15 protein-coding genes and 1 riboswitch are annotated in these 17,352 nt (G+C 56.5%); of the genes, 5 read left to right on the top strand and 10 right to left on the bottom strand.

The features are described from left to right. Positions 1–68 precede the first annotated feature (68 nt). The 5 genes from parE to nudF are packed head-to-tail and all read right to left on the bottom strand — an operon-like array spanning position 69 to position 4,477. Positions 69–1,961: a DNA topoisomerase IV subunit B gene (gene parE / locus AM410_RS10775; protein ID WP_020883640.1), complete on the bottom strand. Its 1,893-nt coding sequence runs from the start codon at positions 1,959–1,961 to the stop codon at positions 69–71. 28 nt (positions 1,962–1,989) lie between these two features. Next, positions 1,990–2,571 carry an esterase YqiA gene (gene yqiA / locus AM410_RS10770; RefSeq protein WP_025203008.1) on the bottom strand — a complete coding sequence of 194 codons (582 nt, stop codon included), beginning with the start codon at positions 2,569–2,571 and terminating at the stop codon, positions 1,990–1,992. Then, the gene (gene cpdA / locus AM410_RS10765; RefSeq protein WP_014171641.1) at positions 2,571–3,398 is read right to left on the bottom strand and encodes a 3',5'-cyclic-AMP phosphodiesterase; all 828 of its coding nucleotides are present in this window, start codon (positions 3,396–3,398) and stop codon (positions 2,571–2,573) included. The genes yqiA and cpdA overlap by 1 nt, the downstream gene beginning before the upstream one ends. A 27-nt stretch (positions 3,399–3,425) precedes the next feature. Continuing rightward, entirely contained in the window at positions 3,426–3,848 is a 423-nt protein-coding gene (locus AM410_RS10760) for a DUF1249 family protein (protein WP_014833293.1), read from the bottom strand. Beyond that, entirely contained in the window at positions 3,845–4,477 is a 633-nt protein-coding gene (gene nudF / locus AM410_RS10755; protein WP_014171643.1) for an ADP-ribose diphosphatase, read from the bottom strand. The genes AM410_RS10760 and nudF overlap by 4 nt, the downstream gene beginning before the upstream one ends. A gap of 204 nt (positions 4,478–4,681) precedes the next feature. Between nudF and tolC the strand changes: the two genes are divergently transcribed. From tolC to AM410_RS10735, 3 genes are all read left to right on the top strand, one after another. After that, positions 4,682–6,160 carry an outer membrane channel protein TolC gene (gene tolC, locus AM410_RS10750; RefSeq protein ID WP_108647805.1) on the top strand — a complete coding sequence of 493 codons (1,479 nt, stop codon included), beginning with the start codon at positions 4,682–4,684 and terminating at the stop codon, positions 6,158–6,160. A 190-nt stretch (positions 6,161–6,350) separates the two neighbouring features. After that, on the top strand, positions 6,351–7,016 hold the full coding sequence (locus AM410_RS10740; RefSeq protein ID WP_014171645.1) for a DUF1190 family protein: 666 nt from the start codon (positions 6,351–6,353) through the stop codon (positions 7,014–7,016). Between the two features lie 2 nt (positions 7,017–7,018). Then, complete coding sequence (locus tag AM410_RS10735; protein WP_014171646.1) at positions 7,019–8,179, top strand: glutathionylspermidine synthase family protein; 1,161 nt, start codon at positions 7,019–7,021, stop codon at positions 8,177–8,179. Positions 8,180–8,248: 69 nt separating this feature from the next. On the opposite strand, the gene ygiD is transcribed toward AM410_RS10735, so the two are convergent. Continuing rightward, the gene (gene ygiD / locus AM410_RS10730) at positions 8,249–9,037 is read right to left on the bottom strand and encodes a 4,5-DOPA dioxygenase extradiol (RefSeq protein WP_020883636.1); all 789 of its coding nucleotides are present in this window, start codon (positions 9,035–9,037) and stop codon (positions 8,249–8,251) included. A gap of 196 nt (positions 9,038–9,233) precedes the next feature. Here ygiD and zupT point away from each other — a divergent pair, with 196 nt between their 5' ends. Next, positions 9,234–10,007, top strand: a complete 774-nt coding sequence (zupT, locus tag AM410_RS10725; RefSeq protein ID WP_014171648.1) for a zinc transporter ZupT — start codon at positions 9,234–9,236, stop codon at positions 10,005–10,007. A gap of 67 nt (positions 10,008–10,074) precedes the next feature. Here zupT and ribB read toward each other — a convergent pair whose 3' ends face one another. Beyond that, positions 10,075–10,728: a 3,4-dihydroxy-2-butanone-4-phosphate synthase gene (gene ribB / locus AM410_RS10720; protein ID WP_014171649.1), complete on the bottom strand. Its 654-nt coding sequence runs from the start codon at positions 10,726–10,728 to the stop codon at positions 10,075–10,077. Between the two features lie 105 nt (positions 10,729–10,833). After that, positions 10,834–10,984: riboswitch (FMN riboswitch) on the bottom strand. Positions 10,985–11,101: 117 nt separating this feature from the next. Here ribB and ubiK point away from each other — a divergent pair. Beyond that, the gene (gene ubiK, locus AM410_RS10715; protein ID WP_020883634.1) at positions 11,102–11,398 is read left to right on the top strand and encodes a ubiquinone biosynthesis accessory factor UbiK; all 297 of its coding nucleotides are present in this window, start codon (positions 11,102–11,104) and stop codon (positions 11,396–11,398) included. 96 nt (positions 11,399–11,494) lie between these two features. On the opposite strand, the gene hldE is transcribed toward ubiK, so the two are convergent. The 3 genes from hldE to AM410_RS10700 are packed head-to-tail and all read right to left on the bottom strand — an operon-like array spanning position 11,495 to position 17,143. Continuing rightward, positions 11,495–12,925, bottom strand: a complete 1,431-nt coding sequence (gene hldE / locus AM410_RS10710) for a bifunctional D-glycero-beta-D-manno-heptose-7-phosphate kinase/D-glycero-beta-D-manno-heptose 1-phosphate adenylyltransferase HldE (RefSeq protein WP_020883633.1) — start codon at positions 12,923–12,925, stop codon at positions 11,495–11,497. 40 nt (positions 12,926–12,965) lie between these two features. Next, on the bottom strand, positions 12,966–15,824 hold the full coding sequence (glnE, locus tag AM410_RS10705) for a bifunctional [glutamate--ammonia ligase]-adenylyl-L-tyrosine phosphorylase/[glutamate--ammonia-ligase] adenylyltransferase (protein WP_108647803.1): 2,859 nt from the start codon (positions 15,822–15,824) through the stop codon (positions 12,966–12,968). A 17-nt stretch (positions 15,825–15,841) separates the two neighbouring features. Further along, the gene (locus tag AM410_RS10700) at positions 15,842–17,143 is read right to left on the bottom strand and encodes a CYTH domain-containing protein (RefSeq protein WP_079231675.1); all 1,302 of its coding nucleotides are present in this window, start codon (positions 17,141–17,143) and stop codon (positions 15,842–15,844) included. Between the last annotated feature and the right edge of the window lie 209 nt (positions 17,144–17,352).

The raw sequence follows: 17,352 nt of genomic DNA, 5'->3' as shown, positions 1-17,352 counted from the left end.
TGGCGCTAGCGCCTACCGGGCCTTCGTTCCATCCCCTCTCCCGGCGGGAGAGGAGTAAAGAGAGGGCATCAGGCCTCAATATCCGCCATATCGCCTTTTTCCTGCAGCCAGTTGCGTCGGTCTTCCGAACGCTTCTTGGCAAGCAGCATATCCATCATGGCGTTGGTTTGCTGTTCGTCTTCGTCGCTGATGGTCAATTGCACCAGGCGGCGGGTGTTTGGATCCAGCGTGGTTTCGCGCAACTGCATCGGGTTCATCTCGCCCAGCCCTTTAAAGCGCTGCACATTCGGTTTGCCCTTCTTACGCTTGAGCTGTTCCAGTACGCCCGCTTTTTCCTCTTCCGTCAGCGCGTAGTAAACCTCTTTGCCGAGGTCGATACGGTAGAGCGGCGGCAACGCCACGTGGACGTGACCGTTTTTCACCAGCGTCCTGAAGTGCTTCACAAACAGCGCGCACAGCAGCGTGGCGATGTGCAGACCATCGGAGTCCGCATCCGCGAGGATACAGATCTTACCGTAGCGCAGCTGGCTCAGATCGTCGCTGTCCGGATCGATGCCGATCGCAACGGAGATATCATGCACTTCCTGCGAGGCCAGCACTTCATCCGACGACACTTCCCAGGTGTTCAGGATCTTACCCTTGAGCGGCATGATCGCCTGATATTCACGATCGCGCGCCTGCTTGGCAGAGCCCCCTGCCGAGTCCCCTTCCACGAGGAACAGCTCGGTGCGGTTCAGATCCTGCGCGGTACAGTCCGCCAGCTTGCCCGGAAGCGCCGGGCCACTGGTCAGTTTTTTACGCACCACCTTCTTGGCAGCACGCAGACGTCGCTGGGCACTGGAAATGGCCATTTCTGCCAGCATCTCGGCGGCCTGCACGTTCTGGTTCAGCCACAGGGTGAAAGCATCTTTGACCACGCCGGAGACGAACGCCGCACACTGACGTGAGGACAAACGTTCTTTGGTCTGACCGGCGAACTGCGGATCCTGCATCTTCACCGACAGGACGTAGGCGCAGCGATCCCAGATATCTTCCGCCGACAGCTTCACGCCGCGGGGCAGAATGTTGCGGTATTCGCAGAACTCGCGCATCGCATCCAGCAGCCCCTGACGCAGACCGTTGACGTGCGTACCGCCAAGCATGGTCGGGATCAGGTTGACGTAGCTTTCGGTCAGCAGCTCGCCGCCTTCCGGCAGCCACAACAGCGCCCAGTCCACCGCTTCCGTATCACCGGTGAAATTACCGACAAACGGTTTTTCCGGCAGGGTTGGCAGGCCGTTAACGGCTTCGCACAGATAGTCGTTTAGACCGTCTTCATAGCGCCAGGTCTGTTCGGTGTTGTTGACGTTATCTTTAAAGGTAATTTCCACGCCAGGGCACAGTACCGCTTTGGCTTTCAGCAGGTGCGTCAGGCGTGAAACAGAGAAACGAGGACTGTCGAAGAAGCTTTCGTCAGGCCAGAAGTGGACGCTGGTCCCGGTATTGCGCTTGCCGCACGTGCCGACGACCTGCAGATCCTGCACCTTCTCGCCGTTTTCAAAGGCGATGTTATACACCTGACCGTCGCGGCGGACGTTGACTTCCACGCGTCTGGACAGGGCGTTAACCACGGAGATCCCCACGCCGTGCAAACCACCCGAGAACTGGTAGTTTTTGTTGGAGAACTTACCGCCCGCATGAAGACGACAGAGGATCAGCTCAACGGCTGGCACACCCTCTTCCGGGTGGATATCCACCGGCATGCCGCGTCCGTCGTCGATGACCTCCAGCGACTGATCGGCATGGAGGATGACGTCAACGCGTTTGGCATGGCCAGCCAGCGCTTCATCCACACTGTTATCAATAACTTCCTGGCCCAGATGGTTTGGGCGTGTCGTATCGGTGTACATCCCAGGGCGGCGGCGAACCGGCTCAAGCCCGGTGAGTACCTCAATGGCATCAGCGTTATAGGTTTGCGTCATGATTTAAACTAGCAGTTCGCATTGATTGTCAGTGGCTGTGCAGTCCAAGAAAATCGACAATCTGGGTGAAATGATTCTCAAAGCCCGTGAAAGCATGGTTTCCGCCTTCTTCTATAGTCTGGCGGCAGGATGCGTAATACGCCACTGCCTGGCGGTAATCCAGCACTTCATCACCCGTCTGTTGCAGCAACCAGATAAGATCGGGCGCTTCAAGCGGGTCTACCTGCATAACTTTGAGATCGTAAATATGGCGTGACTCTAGCACATATTGTTGGCCGGTGTAGGGGTTCTCGTTTTGCCCGAGAAAGTCCCGCAGCAGCTCAAATGGCCGAACCGCCGGGTTAACCACCACCGCAGGCAGCATAAAACATTGCGAGAGCCAGGTGGCGTAATATCCGCCCAGCGAAGAACCGACCACGCCGAACGATTCGCCGCCGTGTTCCATCACTACCGATTCCAGCATTTCTGCGGCTTCCGCCGGGTAAGGCGGCAGTTGAGGGATAATCATCTCAACGTGCGGGTGATGTTCGCTCAGCCACTGGCGAAACTGCGTCGCTTTCGCAGAGCGCGGCGAACTGTTGAATCCGTGCAGATAGAGGAGCGTAGACATCAATAGCCTTCTGAAGCGGTGTCCGGGCGGAATTTTGCGCCGGTTAAACGGCAGACTTCCGTGGTGAGCAGGCCATCGGGATGCAGTTCGAGCCAGCGCCAGCCCGGTGCGATGGTGTCCAGGGTAAAGTTTGCGCAATGCGGCTTGAACTGAACGCAGGTCGAGGGTGTGGCCAGCAGTCGGCGGCCATTCCAGTCGAGATCCTGTTCCTGATGAATATGTCCGCACAGGAGATTCTGCACCCGCGGGAATTTCGCCAGCACTCTGTCCAGCGCGGCAGAGTTGCGCAGGCTGTGTTGATCAAGCCAGCTACAGCCCGCCGGCAAAGGATGATGATGCAGCAACAGCAGCGTATGACGTTCAGGTTCGGCAGACAGTTTGGTCTCAAGCCAGTCGAGTTGAAAGTCGCTTAACTCACCGTGTGGGACGCCAAAGACCTGGCTGTCCAGCAGCAGGATCTGCCAGTGGTCACCCACAAAAACACATTTTGCCGGAGAGATCCCCGCATCCTGCAGCGAGCTGTACATGGCAGGCTGGAAATCGTGATTTCCCGGTAGCCAGACGCAAGGCACGCTAAAACTCGCGATGCCTTCAGCGAAATGCTGGTAGGCCGCGGAGGATTGGTCCTGCGCCAGATCGCCCGTCGCGACAATCAGATCGCATGGGCGATTTTCAGCGTGAATGGCGCTAAGTACCGCCTGATAGCTCTCCCAGGTATTCACCCCAAGCAGAGTTTCATGCTTTTCGGCAAAAAGGTGGGTATCGGTGATTTGTAATATCCTGACTGGTGCCCCACCAGCAACAGTCAGGTTCAACAGGCTTTCCAAATGGTGTCCTTAGGTAGGTTTATGACGCTAACAAACCGGAATCGCCATTGCTCCATGTGCTAAACAATATCTTAGCCAGTCGGCTAAAAACTGGTTAATTTGATGCTTTTCGTCGCGTTGATGCAACTTTTTATTCGGATAATCATACCGCGCTTTGAAGCGAAAGATCTGCTGGCTTGAACACACTTCAGCGACCATCGCGTCATGGTAAAGGCGCACCGTCATCGACGGCAGGCTCCAGTAGCTAATGCTGGGCGCCGTTTGTTCAATTTCGACAAGCGTAGTGTAGCGCGTTGATTCTGTTATCGTTAATCGATACTGCGCGTTGCTCACCTGATAGCTCACCGTTTCGCCGGGTGCGTCGTTTTTCGGCAGCAGGCGGCGCAATTGTGCGAAATTGGTTTCGCACAGGCGCATCATTTCTGGGAAGTCAGGTGTATAACGCTTCATTTTTTCCACTCGTTTCGTAAAGTCTGATAATGCAGTTGCAGCCATTGCAGAGCGATGACAGACGCTGCGTTGTCGATTTTCCCCTCTTCTACCCACTGATAAGCCTGCTCCCGACTCACCACATGAACCCGAATATCTTCGTTTTCATCTGCCAGACCGTGGATCCCTTCCGCCGTCGTGGCGTCCACTTCGCCCACCATAATGGACAAGCGCTCGCTGGTGCCGCCTGGGCTTGCCAGATAACTCAGCACCGGTTTTGTCCGGCCAACCACCAGCCCCGCCTCTTCCAGCGCCTCGCGGCGGGCAACGTCTTCGACCGATTCGCCCTCTTCAATCATGCCGGCCACCATCTCCAGCAACCAGGGGCTGGCGCTGACGTCATACGCGGCAATACGGATCTGCTCCACCAGCACGACTTCATCACGCACTGGGTCAAAGGGTAGCAAGACTGCCGCATGCCCGCGCTCAAAAATTTCGCGTCTGATTTCACCGCTCATTTCGCCGTTAAACAGGCGATGCCTGAAACGGTAAAGTTCCATTGAAAAAAAACCGCTATAAAGCGTTTCTCGTGCAATAATTTCTACATCGTTTTTCGCGAATGTCACGGGCAAGTTTTCTGGTTTTTGCATGAGTCGAGTCCTGGTAGCAATGGTGATGAAATTATGAATTTCAAGGCTGTTTGGCTGCCGTTTGTAAGGCTATATGGTAGATTGGTGCAAATTACCGCCAGATGGCACGTAACGCCAACCTTTTGGTATGGAAGATTCTGTTAGAATCGGCAATTATTTTTTAATTAGATCAGCGCTAATACTGCTTCACAACAAGGAATGCAAATGAAGAAATTGCTCCCCATCCTTATCGGCCTGAGCCTGACGGGCTTCAGTGCAATGAGCCAGGCGGAAAACCTGTTACAGGTCTACCAGCAGGCACGTCTGGGCAACCCTGATTTACGTAAATCAGCGGCCGATCGTGATGCTGCGTTTGAAAAGATTAACGAAGCGCGTAGCCCATTGCTGCCACAGTTAGGTTTAGGTGCAGATTATACCTACAGCAATGGTTTCCGCGACGCCAATGGCGTTAACTCCAATGTTACCAGCGCCTCACTGCAATTAACACAGACGCTGTTTGATATGTCCAAATGGCGCGCCCTGACTCTGCAGGAAAAGAGCGCGGGCATCCAGGATGTGACGTATCAGACCGATCAGCAAACGCTGATCCTCAACACCGCCACCGCATACTTCAACGTGCTGAGCGCAATTGACTCGCTCTCCTACACCGAAGCGCAGAAACAGGCGATTTACCGCCAGTTAGATCAAACCACCCAGCGTTTCAACGTGGGTCTGGTGGCAATCACTGACGTTCAAAACGCCCGTTCACAATACGATAGCGTCCTGGCCAACGAAGTGACCGCACGTAACAACCTCGATAACGCGCTGGAATCCCTGCGTCAGGTTACCGGGAATTACTACCCTGAGCTGGCGTCTCTGAACGTCGACAGCTTCAAAACGGATAAACCGCAGGCCGTTAACGCCCTGCTGAAAGAAGCGGAAAACCGCAACCTGACGTTACTGCAGGCGCGTCTGAGCCAGGATCTGGCCCGCGAGCAAATCCGTCAGGCACAGGACGGCCACCTGCCGACCCTGAGCCTGAGCGCGTCTACCGGCGTGTCTGATACCACTTACAGCGGTTCTAAAACGAACACCTCCCAGTACGACGACAGCAACATGGGTCAGAACAAAGTAGGTCTGAACTTCTCGCTGCCACTGTACCAGGGCGGCCAGGTGACCTCTCAGGTGAAACAGGCGCAGTACAACTTTGTTGGCGCGAGCGAACAGCTGGAAAGTGCCCACCGCAACGTGGTACAGACCGTTCGTTCGTCCTTCAACAACGTGAATGCCTCTATCAGCAGCATCAACGCCTATAAACAGGCCGTTGTGTCTGCACAGAGCTCTCTTGATGCCATGGAAGCGGGTTACTCCGTGGGTACGCGTACCATCGTTGACGTCCTGGACGCAACGACCACGCTGTACAACGCGAAACAGCAGCTCTCCAGCGCACGTTATCAGTACCTGATTAACCAGCTGAACATCAAACAGGCGCTGGGTACGTTGAACGAGCAGGATCTGCAGATGCTGAACAGCACCCTGGGTAAACCTGTCTCTACTTCTCCGGAAAATGTTGCGCCAGAGAACCCTGAGCAGGTTGCCGCCGTTGATAACTTCAACGGTAACGGTGCTGCACCTGCCGCGCAGCCAGCTGCCGCACGTACGACTGCACCCGCCAGCAGCGGTAACAATCCGTTCCGCAATTAAGCATGTCATCGGGCCCACTGCGGCCTGATGCCTTCGCCATACCCCTCTCCTTTTGGGAGAGGGCGTATGCAAATCACACCTGAACGTAAGCCAACGTAAAGATCCCCCTCATTCCGGCCATCATCGCTTCATTTTCAACCACTCATCCTCTATCCTGAGCGTTATTACCACTGGGTCCAGGAAGACAACGATGAAACGGACAAAATCTATCAATCACGCTTCGTTCCGCAAAAGCTGGAACGCGCGTCATCTCACCCCTGTTGCGCTGGCCGTCACGGCTGTCTTTATGCTGGCAGGCTGTGAGAAAAGCGATGAAACAGTTTCGCTTTATCAAAACGCGGACGACTGTTCTGCTGCAACCGGCAACGCCGCAGAGTGTAAAACGGCGTATACCAACGCCCTGAAAGAGGCGGAACGTACTGCGCCGAAATATGCTTCACGTGAAGACTGCGTGGCAGAGTTCGGTGAAGGTCAGTGTCAGCAGGCACCGGCTCAGGCAGGCACGGCCCCTGAAAACCAGGCACAGGCCCAGTCCAGCGGCAGTTTCTGGATGCCGCTGATGGCAGGTTACATGATGGGCCGCCTGATGAGTGGCGGCGCGGGTTACCAGCAGCAGCCGCTGTTTAGCTCGAAAAACCCGGCCAGCCCGGCTTATGGTCAATATACCGATGCCAGCGGCAAAGGCTATGGCGCAGCCACCCCTGGCCGCTCCGTAACCGTACCGAAAACGGCGATGGCTCCGAAGCCCGCGACCACCAGCACCATTACCCGTGGCGGGTTCGGTGAGTCTGTGGCGAAACAGACCAGCATGCAGCGTAGCGCGTCAGGCACGTCCACTCGCTCAATGGGCGGCTGATCATGGAACGAGTCAGTATCACCGAGCGCCCGGACTGGCGCGAAAAAGCGACCGAATACGGTTTTAACTTCCACACCATGTACGGCGAGCCATACTGGTGTGAAGACGCTTACTACAAGCTCACGCTTGCCCAGGTTGAGAAACTGGAAGAGGTGACCGCCGAGCTGCACCAGATGTGCCTGAAAGTGGTGGATAAAGTCATCGACAGCGACGCGCTGATGGCGAAGTTCCGCATTCCGAAGCACACCTGGAGTTTCGTCCGCCAGTCGTGGAAAACCCACCAGCCTTCGCTTTACTCACGTCTGGATCTGGCGTGGGACGGCGTGGGAGATCCTAAGCTTCTGGAAAACAATGCTGATACGCCAACCTCGCTGTACGAAGCGGCGTTCTTCCAGTGGATCTGGCTGGAAGACCAGGCCAATGCCGGCAACCTGCCGCAAGGCAGCGACCAGTTCAACAGCCTGCAGGAAAAGCTGATTGAGCGTTTCGCCGAACTGCGCGAACAGCATGGTTTTAATCTGCTGCACCTTGCCTGCTGCCGCGACACGGAAGAAGACCGTGGCACGGTGCAATATCTGCAGGACTGCGCGGCTGAAGCTGAAGTGGCGACCGAGTTTCTCTATATCGAAGATATCGGCCTGGGTGAGAAAGGTCAGTTTACTGACCTGCAGGATCAGGTGATAAGCAACCTGTTCAAGCTCTACCCGTGGGAATACATGCTGCGTGAAATGTTCTCCACCAAGCTGGAAGACGCCGGCGTGCGCTGGCTGGAGCCGGCATGGAAGAGCATTATCTCCAACAAAGCCCTGCTGCCGATGCTGTGGGAGATGTTCCCGAACCATCCGAACCTGCTGCCGGCTTACTTTGCGGAAGACGATCACCCGCCGATGGAGAAATACGTCGTTAAACCGATCTTCTCCCGCGAAGGGGCGAACGTGTCGATTATCGAAAATGGCAAAACGCTGGAAGCCGTTGAAGGGCCTTACGGCGAGGAAGGAATGATCGTCCAGGCGTTTTATCAACTGCCGAAGTTTGGTGACAGCTATACCCTGATTGGCAGCTGGCTCATCAACGATCAGCCAGCCGGGATTGGCATCCGCGAAGATCGCGCGCTGATCACGCAGGATCTGTCACGGTTCTATCCGCACATTTTCGTCGAGTGATCGGGTGTGCCGGGGTGCGAGCGGAAGCCCTCACCCCGGCCCTTTCTCTTTGGGAAAGGCATGCATACGTTATCCAATCTGCACCGACAACATACTTAAGCTTCCCATCTCAATGCCATCGACCGGTATGCTGATCGGCTCCTGACCATCCCACGCGCCCAGTACATACAGCAACGGCAGAAAGTGTTCCGGCGTCGGGTTAGAGAGTGAACCGCCTTCGTGATCCAGATAGTTCACCAGCGGATGCTCCTCAACCGGCCCTTGCCAGGTCAGATTCGCTTTCACGTAATCGTTAAAAGATGTCGCCCACGGGTATGGCGTGTTCTCACCGTGCCAGCGCGCTGTACGCAGGTTGTGTACCACGTTGCCGCTTGCGATCAGCATGATACCCTCGTCGCGTAAGGTCGCCAGTTTTCGCCCCATCTCCAGGTGCCAGGCCGCCGGTTTAGTGCTGTCGATACTCAACTGCACCATTGGGATGTCCGCCTCGGGATACATCTTTATCAGTACGCCCCACGAGCCATGGTCAAAGCCCCAGGCTTCGTTATCCAGCGCCACAGGCACAGGCGCGAGTAATTCCACCAGCTGTCGGGCCAGCGCTGGCGAGCCGGGTGCCGGATAGTGCGTGTCGTACAACGCCTGCGGGAAGCCGCCGAAATCATGAATGGTTTTTGGCGTTTCCATTGCGGTCACGCCCGTGCCCCGGGTAAACCAGTGCGCAGACACCACCACAATCGCTTTCGGACGCGGTAGCGTCTCGCCCAGATGACGCCATACTCGGGTATAGACGTTGTCTTCCAGAACGTTCATTGGGCTACCGTGGCCTAAAAACAGTGCTGGCATACGGGAAGAAGTCATGGTGATATCCTTACAGAAGGTGTCAATTTAATGGTTCTACATTACGCGCAATCTCGCCCGGATGAACGCTGATAAGCGTGAAGATCATCATCAGGAAATTTGAATGTAAGGAATGTGTAAAGCAGGGTTTCGCCTCTCGCTTTGACCGAAATGAACCATTAATATTAATGATAATCATTATCATAAGGAGCAATGCATGTCAGTCCCCTTGATCCTGACTATACTGGCGGGCGCCGCAACGTTCATCGGTGCCATTCTCGGTGTGCTTGGTCAAAAGCCGTCTAACCGCGTGCTGGCCTTCTCATTGGGCTTTGCTGCCGGGATCATGCTGCTCATCTCTCTGATGGAGATGCTCCCTGCCGCACTGGGCACCGAAGGCATGTCTCCGGTGCTGGGGTATGGCATGTTTGTATTCGGCCTGCTTGGCTACTTTGCCCTCGACCGCATGCTGCCGCACGCGCATCCGCAGGATTTAATGCAAAAAAGCGTGACCCCGATGCCGCGCAATATTAAGCGCACGGCCATTCTCTTAACGCTCGGCATAAGCCTGCACAACTTCCCGGAAGGCGTGGCAACCTATGTCACCGCCAGCAGCAATCTGGAGATGGGCTTTGGTATCGCCCTGGCGGTAGCTTTGCACAATATTCCTGAAGGACTGGCGGTGGCCGGGCCGGTTTATGCCGCCACCGGCTCGAAACGGACCGCGGTCTTCTGGGCGGGGATCTCGGGGATGGCCGAAATTCTCGGCGGCGTGCTGGCGTGGTTGATTCTGGGCAGCCTGGTCTCGCCTGTGGTGATGGCCGCTATCATGGCCGCCGTGGCCGGGATAATGGTGGCGCTCTCCGTGGATGAGCTGATGCCGCTGGCGAAAGAGATCGATCCGAATAATAACCCGAGCTATGGCGTGCTGTGCGGTATGTCGGTGATGGGCTTGAGCCTGGTGCTGCTGCAAACAGCAGGGATCGGCTAAGACAATCGCGCATTAACCTCTCACAACAAAAAAGCCGGGTTTCCCCGGCTTTTTCACATCAGCCCTTTCAGCTGGCTTTGCGCGCGTGCGCCTGGCGATACTCCACCAGATCTTCAATCGTCACCACGGGCATATTATGCAGACGGGCAAAGGTGATGCACTCCGGCGCACGTGCCATGGTGCCATCGTCGTTGGTGAGTTCACACAGTACGCCCGCAGGTTTAAAGCCTGCCAGGGTCACGAGGTCAATGGTCGCTTCGGTGTGACCGCCACGGGTCAATACACCGCCAGCCTGCGCACGCAACGGGAAGACGTGGCCTGGACGATGCAGGTCTGATGGCTTCGCATCATCGGCAATCGCGGCACGTACGGTGGTCAGACGGTCAGCCGCCGACACGCCGGTGGTCACGCCATGTGCCGCTTCGATGGTCACGGTAAAACCGGTTCCAAAGGCGCTGGTGTTGTTTTCAACCATCATGGGCAGGTCGAGCTGCTTACGACGGTCTTCGTTGATACACAGGCACACGATGCCGCTACCGTGACGGATGGTCAGCGCCATCTGCTCAACGGTCATGTTTTCGGCGGCGAAAATCATGTCGCCTTCATTTTCACGGTTTTCATCGTCAAGCACCATCACGCCGCGGCCTTCGCGCAGTGCATCCAGTGCATGTTCAACACGTTCAATAGAAGTGCCAAAAGAGGAAAGTAGCGTCTGATTCATGGTAAAAAAACCTCATTAACATTATGGTTACCAGAATCAGGGCAGTCTTAGGAGCGCCGTATAAGCGGCAAAAAGATAACGTGAGCGGGCCAGGCCCGACTTGATCGTTACTCTCTCCCATCCGGACTCTAACCGTCGGCCCCGGAATTACACCGGATCTGCTGTCCTTTGAGTAGTGACCCAAAGCGCTCGCGGGCTTTCAGCGTTACGCTGATTTACCGCCGGTGGGGAATTTCGCCCCGCCCTGAGAATAAGCGAGATAACTATAACGCGATTGATTACCCTGGGCAATGCGCAGACATAAAATCTCCTTTATCCTGGGGCATGACGCGCTACAATGTTCATTAACACCGTCTTATCAAGGGAAGCCACAATGATTGACCCGAAGAAAATTGAGCAAATTGCGCGTCAGGTTCATGAGTCTATGCCAAAAGGCATTCGTGAGTTTGGGGATGACGTAGAGAAGAAAATCCGCCAGACGCTGCAGGCGCAGTTGGTTCGCCTTGATTTAGTCAGCCGCGAAGAATTTGACGTGCAGACGCAGGTTCTGCTGCGTACCCGCGAGAAGCTGGCCCTGCTGGAGCAGCGTCTGAACGAGCTGGAAAACCGCAATACGCCAGCGGAAGTAAAACCGGCACCGGCCATTCCACCGGTTGATGAAGCAGAATAACAGCCGCGTATAACGGGCTGTTTGCGAAGATACCCCCTCCTGCAAAGAGAGGGTGAAAAAAAACGGGCCAGATGGCCCGTTTTTTATTTGCTGACTTTATTTGCTGTCTTTCTGGATCTTCTTGATGATGTTGGTGGTTGAGCACCCGTCCTCAAAGTTGAGCACCATCACTTCACCGCCATTAGCCCAGACCTCTTCGCTGCCTGCGATTTGATCCGGTTTGTAATCGCCGCCTTTCACCAGCAGATCCGGCAAAATACCGGCAATCAGGCGCTGCGGGGTATCTTCTTCAAACGACACCACCCAGTCCACCGCTTCCAGTGCACCCAGCACGATCATGCGCTGCTCCAGCGGGTTCACCGGACGCGTTTCACCTTTAAGACGTTTCGTCGACGCATCGCTGTTCACCGCCACAATCAGACGGTCGCCCAGCTTACGCGCATTGGCCAGATAAGAGACATGACCGGCATGCAGGATGTCGAACACGCCGTTGGTCATCACCACTTTTTCACCGCGTTTACGGGCGGCGGCAACGGCCACTTTCAGCTCATCTTCGCTCATCACGCCAAAACCGGTATCGGCACGACCGCGCACCGCGTTTTCCAGTTCGATCGGCGAAACGGTGGAAGTTCCCAGCTTGCCGACGACCACGCCTGCCGCAGCATTAGCGAAGTAGCACGCTTCTTCCAGAGAGTTACCTGCCGCCAGCGTCGCCGCCAGAACGCCAATGACCGTGTCGCCAGCACCGGTCACGTCATACACTTCCTGCGCCTGGGTCGGCATATGCAGCGGCGCTTTGCCAGGCTGCAGCAGCGTCATCCCCTGCTCGGAGCGGGTCACCAGCAGTGCGGAGAGTTCGAAGTCAGCAATGATCTTCATGCCGCGCTCAACGAGCTCTTCTTCCGTCTTACATTTGCCCGCCACCGCTTCAAACTCAGAGAGGTTTGGCGTCAGCAGCGTTGCGCCGCGATAGCGCTCAAAGTCGGTACCTTTCGGGTCGATCAGCACGGGCACATTGGCTTTACGCGCGAGCTGAATCATCTGCTGTACGCTTGCCAGCGCACCTTTGGCGTAGTCGGACAGCACCAGCGCGCCGATAGTGCTCAGCGCCTGGTTAATGCGCTCGTGCAGCGGCTCAGGATCAACGCCCTCAAAGCCTTCCTCAAAGTCGAGGCGGATCAGCTGCTGGTTACGCGACAGAACGCGCAGTTTGGTGATCGTCGGGTGTGTCGGAACCGAAACGAAGTCGCACTTCACGTTCACGTCCGCCAGCGACTTGCTCAGCGCACGCGCCGCATCGTCAATGCCGGTTAAGCCAACCAGACGCGACTGCGCGCCCAGAGAGGCAATGTTCATCGCCACGTTTGCCGCGCCGCCAGGACGCTCTTCAATGGTGTCGACCTTAACTACCGGTACCGGTGCTTCCGGAGAGATGCGGCTGGTCGGCCCGTACCAGTAGCGATCCAGCATGACATCCCCGACAACCATAACTCCAGCACGTTCAAACTCTGGCAGTGTTACTTTCATTCCTGACTCCAGAAAGATTCACAATTTGCGCGCGATAATATCACACTTGTTTTGTTACGCACGGTTCCACCAGCCACTTCTGCCAGCTGGCGGTGACCTGCGCGCGTTCAGTGGCGAAACAGTCCAGCGCGACGTGGCCAGGCTGCTCCTGTAAGGCCAGGTGGTGCAGCTCGTCGCGCAGCGTGGTATAGGCGCGCGTTAAGGCCTGCGCCTCCTGCTCATCCATAATGTCGTTTTGTGCCAGCAGTTCCAGAATACGCACATTATCAGACCAGCGGGTCAGCTTCGGTTTAGCGTGCGCATGGCGTAGCACCAGATATTGCGTAATAAATTCAATATCGGTAATGCCGCCCTCATCCGCTTTAATATCAAAGCGATCGCGATGCTTATTGCCCAGGTGCGCGCGCATTTTCTCGCGCATCTCACGCACGTCGGTCTGCAGCGTGCTGCCGTCACGCGGGGTTGTCATAATCTCCCGACGAATGGCATCAAACTGCGTTTTCAGCGACGGATCGCCGTACACCACGCGGGCTCGCACCAGCGCCTGATGTTCCCACGTCCAGGCTTCATTCTTCTGGTACTCAGCGAAGGACTCCGTTGAGGTCACCAGCATGCCGGCCGCGCCGGAAGGACGCAGACGCGCATCCACTTCATATAAAATGCCGGATGACGTGCGGGTGCTGAACAGATGCATAATGCGCTGGGCCAGACGCAGGTAGAACTGACGCCCGTCGATTTCACGGTCGCCGTCGGTCATGACGTCTGCCGGGCAGTCATGCAGGAAGATTAAATCGAGATCCGAGCTGTACCCCAGTTCCCATCCGCCGAGCTTACCGTACCCCACAACGGCAAAACCGCGGCCTTCGCGATCAGCAAGGTGTTTCGGCTGACCGTAGCGCGCCACCATCTGAATCCATGCCTGATGCACCACCGCATCAATGATCGCTTCTGCAAGCCAGGTCAAGTGATCGCTCACTTTCATCACTGGCAGCGTTCCGGCGATATCTGCCGCCGCCACGCGCAGCATTTGCGCCTGCTTAAACTGACGCAGCGCCTCCAGCTGTTGCTCTTCGTCCTCTTCCGGTACGCGCAGCAGATACTGACGCAGCTCGTCACGGTAGGCGTCCGTTGCCGTCGGCTGGTAGAGCGTATTGGGATCGAGCAGTTCATCCAGCAGCAGCGGATACCGCGCCAGCTTGTTGGCCACCATCGGCGAGGCGGCGCAAAGCGTAATCAGATGCTTGAGCGCGCCCGGGAACTCGCTCAGCAACTCAAGATAGGTCGTACGGGTGATGATCCCGCTCAGCAGCGGCATCATGCGCGACAGCGGGACCGGCGCATCCGCACGCGAGCAGACGTTGCTCAGCAGGTGCGGCATCAGATGATCCAGCACCTGACGACCGCGCGGACCAATGGCCCGTTTATTCAGTTCGAGACGGAAATCAGCAATTAACGCCACCACACGATGGCGATCGTCGTCGCTCAGGTGCGCCAGCACCGGCGTGGTGTCATCTTCCTGCAGCGCGTCCTGCCACAATTCGCGCCAGTGTTCAGAGAGCGTATCGTCCTGTGATTCACTTTCATCGTCACCAATCAGCGCGTTAAAGACACGCCGCACGCCGGCCATATGCGCATCCAGTTGCCCGGTCAACGTTGACCAGTCGTCGACGTGCATTCCCCAGGCCAGCCGCGCCCGGTTCAGGTCATCGCCTGGCAAAGTCTGGGTCTGCTCGTCATTGATGCTTTGCAGCAGGTTTTCCAGGCGGCGCAGGAACAGATAGGCCTCACGCAGGATCTGCGCGTCGCCTTCCGGCAGCAGATGCAGTTGCTCTATGGCTGACAGCGTCGGCAGCAGCGAACGGGATTGCAGTGAAGGCTCACGTCCGCCGCGGATCAGCTGGAAGACCTGAACGATAAATTCGATTTCACGAATGCCGCCCGCGCCGAGCTTGATGTTGTCCTTCAGACCCCGGCGACGCACTTCACGGGCGATCATTCCTTTCATGTTGCGCAGCGACTGAATAACGCTAAAGTCGATATAGCGACGGAACACGAACGGGCGCAGCATGGCGCGCAGCTCGTTGGCGTAGGCATCGTCGCTGTCTCCCATGATCCGCGCTTTGACCATCGCGTAACGCTCCCAGTCGCGCCCCTGCTCCTGGTAATAATCTTCCAGTGCCGCAAAGCTCAGCACCAGCGGACCGCTGTCGCCAAACGGGCGCAGGCGCATATCCACGCGATAGACAAAACCATCCTGGGTAGGTTGATCCAGCGCTTTAATCAGACGTTGCCCGAGACGGGTAAAGAACTGCGCATTGTCCAGTTCACGGCGGCCCCCGCGTGTGGAGCCGTTCTCCGGCCAGGCAAAAATCAGGTCGATATCCGAGGAGAAATTCAGTTCGCAGCCCCCGAGCTTGCCCATGCCCAGAATCAAGAGTGGCTGAGGAACCCCATCCTCATTGCACGGCGTGCCCCACTCTTTACAGCAGGCGGCATAGAGCCAGTCCCGTGCGGCAACAATCAGCGTCTGTGCCAGCTCGCTCAGCTGCTGCAGGGTACTTTCTTCGCTGACCAGCTCCAGCGCCTGAGCCCAGGCAATACGCACCATCACCCGGCGGCGGAACTGGCGCAGGACGCGCATCAGTGTCGCTTCATCCGCGACCTCTTCAAGTGCGGTTTGCAACCAGCCCGCATAATGCCGCCACTCGTCTGCCTGCGGCGGGGTGCTCTCAAGCGTCTCCAGCCAGTCCGGGTAAGCGGTGATACTTTCCTGCACAAAATCACTGAAGGTGAGCACGCTCCTGGCCTGCTCGCTTAACGATGACGCCGGTAATGACTCAGGCAGACGTTCGCAAACGGTCTGCCACTGCTGCTGTAACTGCGAAGAAAGCGGCATTATAGGGTTCCTTGCCAGAGTTAACGTTTTCCGCTGTGCAGCCAGAACGGCTCCTGCGAAATGGCTTCATTACGGAAATGCTCAATCTCAATGTGCTGACGGGTTTCGATAGCATGTTTCAGCCCCTGCCAGTTCTCCAGCCAGGCCTGCGCTTTAGGGCCGTCATAGGCACCCGACAACAGCAGCATGCTGTCGATATTGCGCGACAGGCGGATCAGCTGATCGCCATACTGGTCTCCCAGCGGATACGCAAAGGTGGTTTTAAGCTCCGCCGCGTGGCGTGAAAGATGGATATCCGCGAAACGTTTGAAGTTATCTTCAATTTTGGCCTGCGCTTTTGCATCCAGGAAGGCACGCCAGCTGCGCGTCACCAGAAACTCGGTCAGCGCCAGCCTGGCGGCGGCGTTTTGCGGGCTGTAGAGCGCCGTTTGTGCGGATACGTCAGAGAGCAGCAGCGCTTCGGTCTGGGTCAGCAGGTCACGTAAGTGAGCGCTCGCTTTACGAGGTACGATGCCGCCGAACAGCGCCAGGGTATGACGCACAAGGCTCATCGCCGCTAACACGTGCGCTTTTGCGTTTTTCACATTACGCACCCAGAGCTCTTCATGATAAAGCCACTGTGAGAGCGCCAGTTCCAGCGCCGCCTCCATGCCCTGCTCAACGTTGGCTTTCGGTGGCACGTGCAAAATAGTCGTCTCTTTCAGCAGGCGTGGCGCATTCCCGGCGGCCAGATGATACCCCCGCGCCGCTTTGCTCAGGCTGCCCTGACGCAGGCCCGGCTGGCTTACCAGCTTACGCGCCAGCTTCAGTACGTCCTGGACTTCACCCTCCAGCAGTTCAAGCTCCAGCTCGCAAATCGGCTCCTGAAGCTCACCCGCTTTTACCTCACCCTGATCGAGGGCGATTTCAATGCGGCTTTTCCCTTCCGTTACCAGCCATTTTTCACGCCAGAAATCGGTGCTAAACAGCGGTTTCACCTCGGCGGATAAGGTTTCTGGCAGCACGCCGTCCGGCCAGACTTCTGCCGGGAAACGATCCAGCTCAAGTTCTGGCTGATTGATGTCGATATTGTATTCCGGGCGCTGATGCAAACCGCCGACCACGCGGCCAGCGATTTTCATCGTCATCTCGTAGCGCCCGTTCGCGCCACGGATGCGCAGTCCCATATCATGGCGGCGCAGCCAGTTGTCTGGCGTTTCGTAATAGATATTAAGCAGTTGTACCGGTTCATGGTGTTCGCCGGAAAGGGTCTGCAGATGCTGACGGAGTGCGTCAACGCTGTCTTTTTCGACGATAAATTTTAATTCGATTTCTTGAGCCATAGCCTTGTACTTTTGCAGGCGTCACAGACGCGTCAATGAGGGCGAACTTCCTCGCCATTTGTTTGTCAGTACATAGTATTTTGCGCCAAATTGCCACGCAATGAGCAATTTGACGGGCGTAAATGTTTAGGGTCGTGACACAGATGATTCTGATTGCTGACGAATGCTTTGCGTAGAGACACTGTTGCCACTACTATCGTTCCACTATT

It is taken from the genome of Enterobacter cloacae complex sp. FDA-CDC-AR_0164 (assembly GCF_003071645.1).
Taxonomy (GTDB): domain Bacteria; phylum Pseudomonadota; class Gammaproteobacteria; order Enterobacterales; family Enterobacteriaceae; genus Enterobacter; species Enterobacter ludwigii.
Note: the sequence above shows the minus strand (reverse complement) of the source record. Positions and strands in the feature narration are given on the sequence as shown.

Bases quoted from the DNA above. Each gene is read 5' to 3' on its own strand.
- parE (WP_020883640.1), bottom strand. From the start codon at position 1,961: ATGACGCAAACCTATAACGCTGATGCCATTGAGGTACTCACCGGGCTT.
- yqiA (WP_025203008.1), bottom strand. From the start codon at position 2,571: ATGTCTACGCTCCTCTATCTGCACGGATTCAACAGTTCGCCGCGCTCT.
- AM410_RS10760 (WP_014833293.1), bottom strand. From the start codon at position 3,848: ATGAAGCGTTATACACCTGACTTCCCAGAAATGATGCGCCTGTGCGAA.
- nudF (WP_014171643.1), bottom strand. From the start codon at position 4,477: ATGCAAAAACCAGAAAACTTGCCCGTGACATTCGCGAAAAACGATGTA.
- tolC (WP_108647805.1), top strand. From the start codon at position 4,682: ATGAAGAAATTGCTCCCCATCCTTATCGGCCTGAGCCTGACGGGCTTC.
- AM410_RS10740 (WP_014171645.1), top strand. From the start codon at position 6,351: ATGAAACGGACAAAATCTATCAATCACGCTTCGTTCCGCAAAAGCTGG.
- AM410_RS10735 (WP_014171646.1), top strand. From the start codon at position 7,019: ATGGAACGAGTCAGTATCACCGAGCGCCCGGACTGGCGCGAAAAAGCG.
- ygiD (WP_020883636.1), bottom strand. From the start codon at position 9,037: ATGACTTCTTCCCGTATGCCAGCACTGTTTTTAGGCCACGGTAGCCCA.
- zupT (WP_014171648.1), top strand. From the start codon at position 9,234: ATGTCAGTCCCCTTGATCCTGACTATACTGGCGGGCGCCGCAACGTTC.
- ribB (WP_014171649.1), bottom strand. From the start codon at position 10,728: ATGAATCAGACGCTACTTTCCTCTTTTGGCACTTCTATTGAACGTGTT.
- ubiK (WP_020883634.1), top strand. From the start codon at position 11,102: ATGATTGACCCGAAGAAAATTGAGCAAATTGCGCGTCAGGTTCATGAG.
- hldE (WP_020883633.1), bottom strand. From the start codon at position 12,925: ATGAAAGTAACACTGCCAGAGTTTGAACGTGCTGGAGTTATGGTTGTC.
- AM410_RS10700 (WP_079231675.1), bottom strand. From the start codon at position 17,143: ATGGCTCAAGAAATCGAATTAAAATTTATCGTCGAAAAAGACAGCGTT.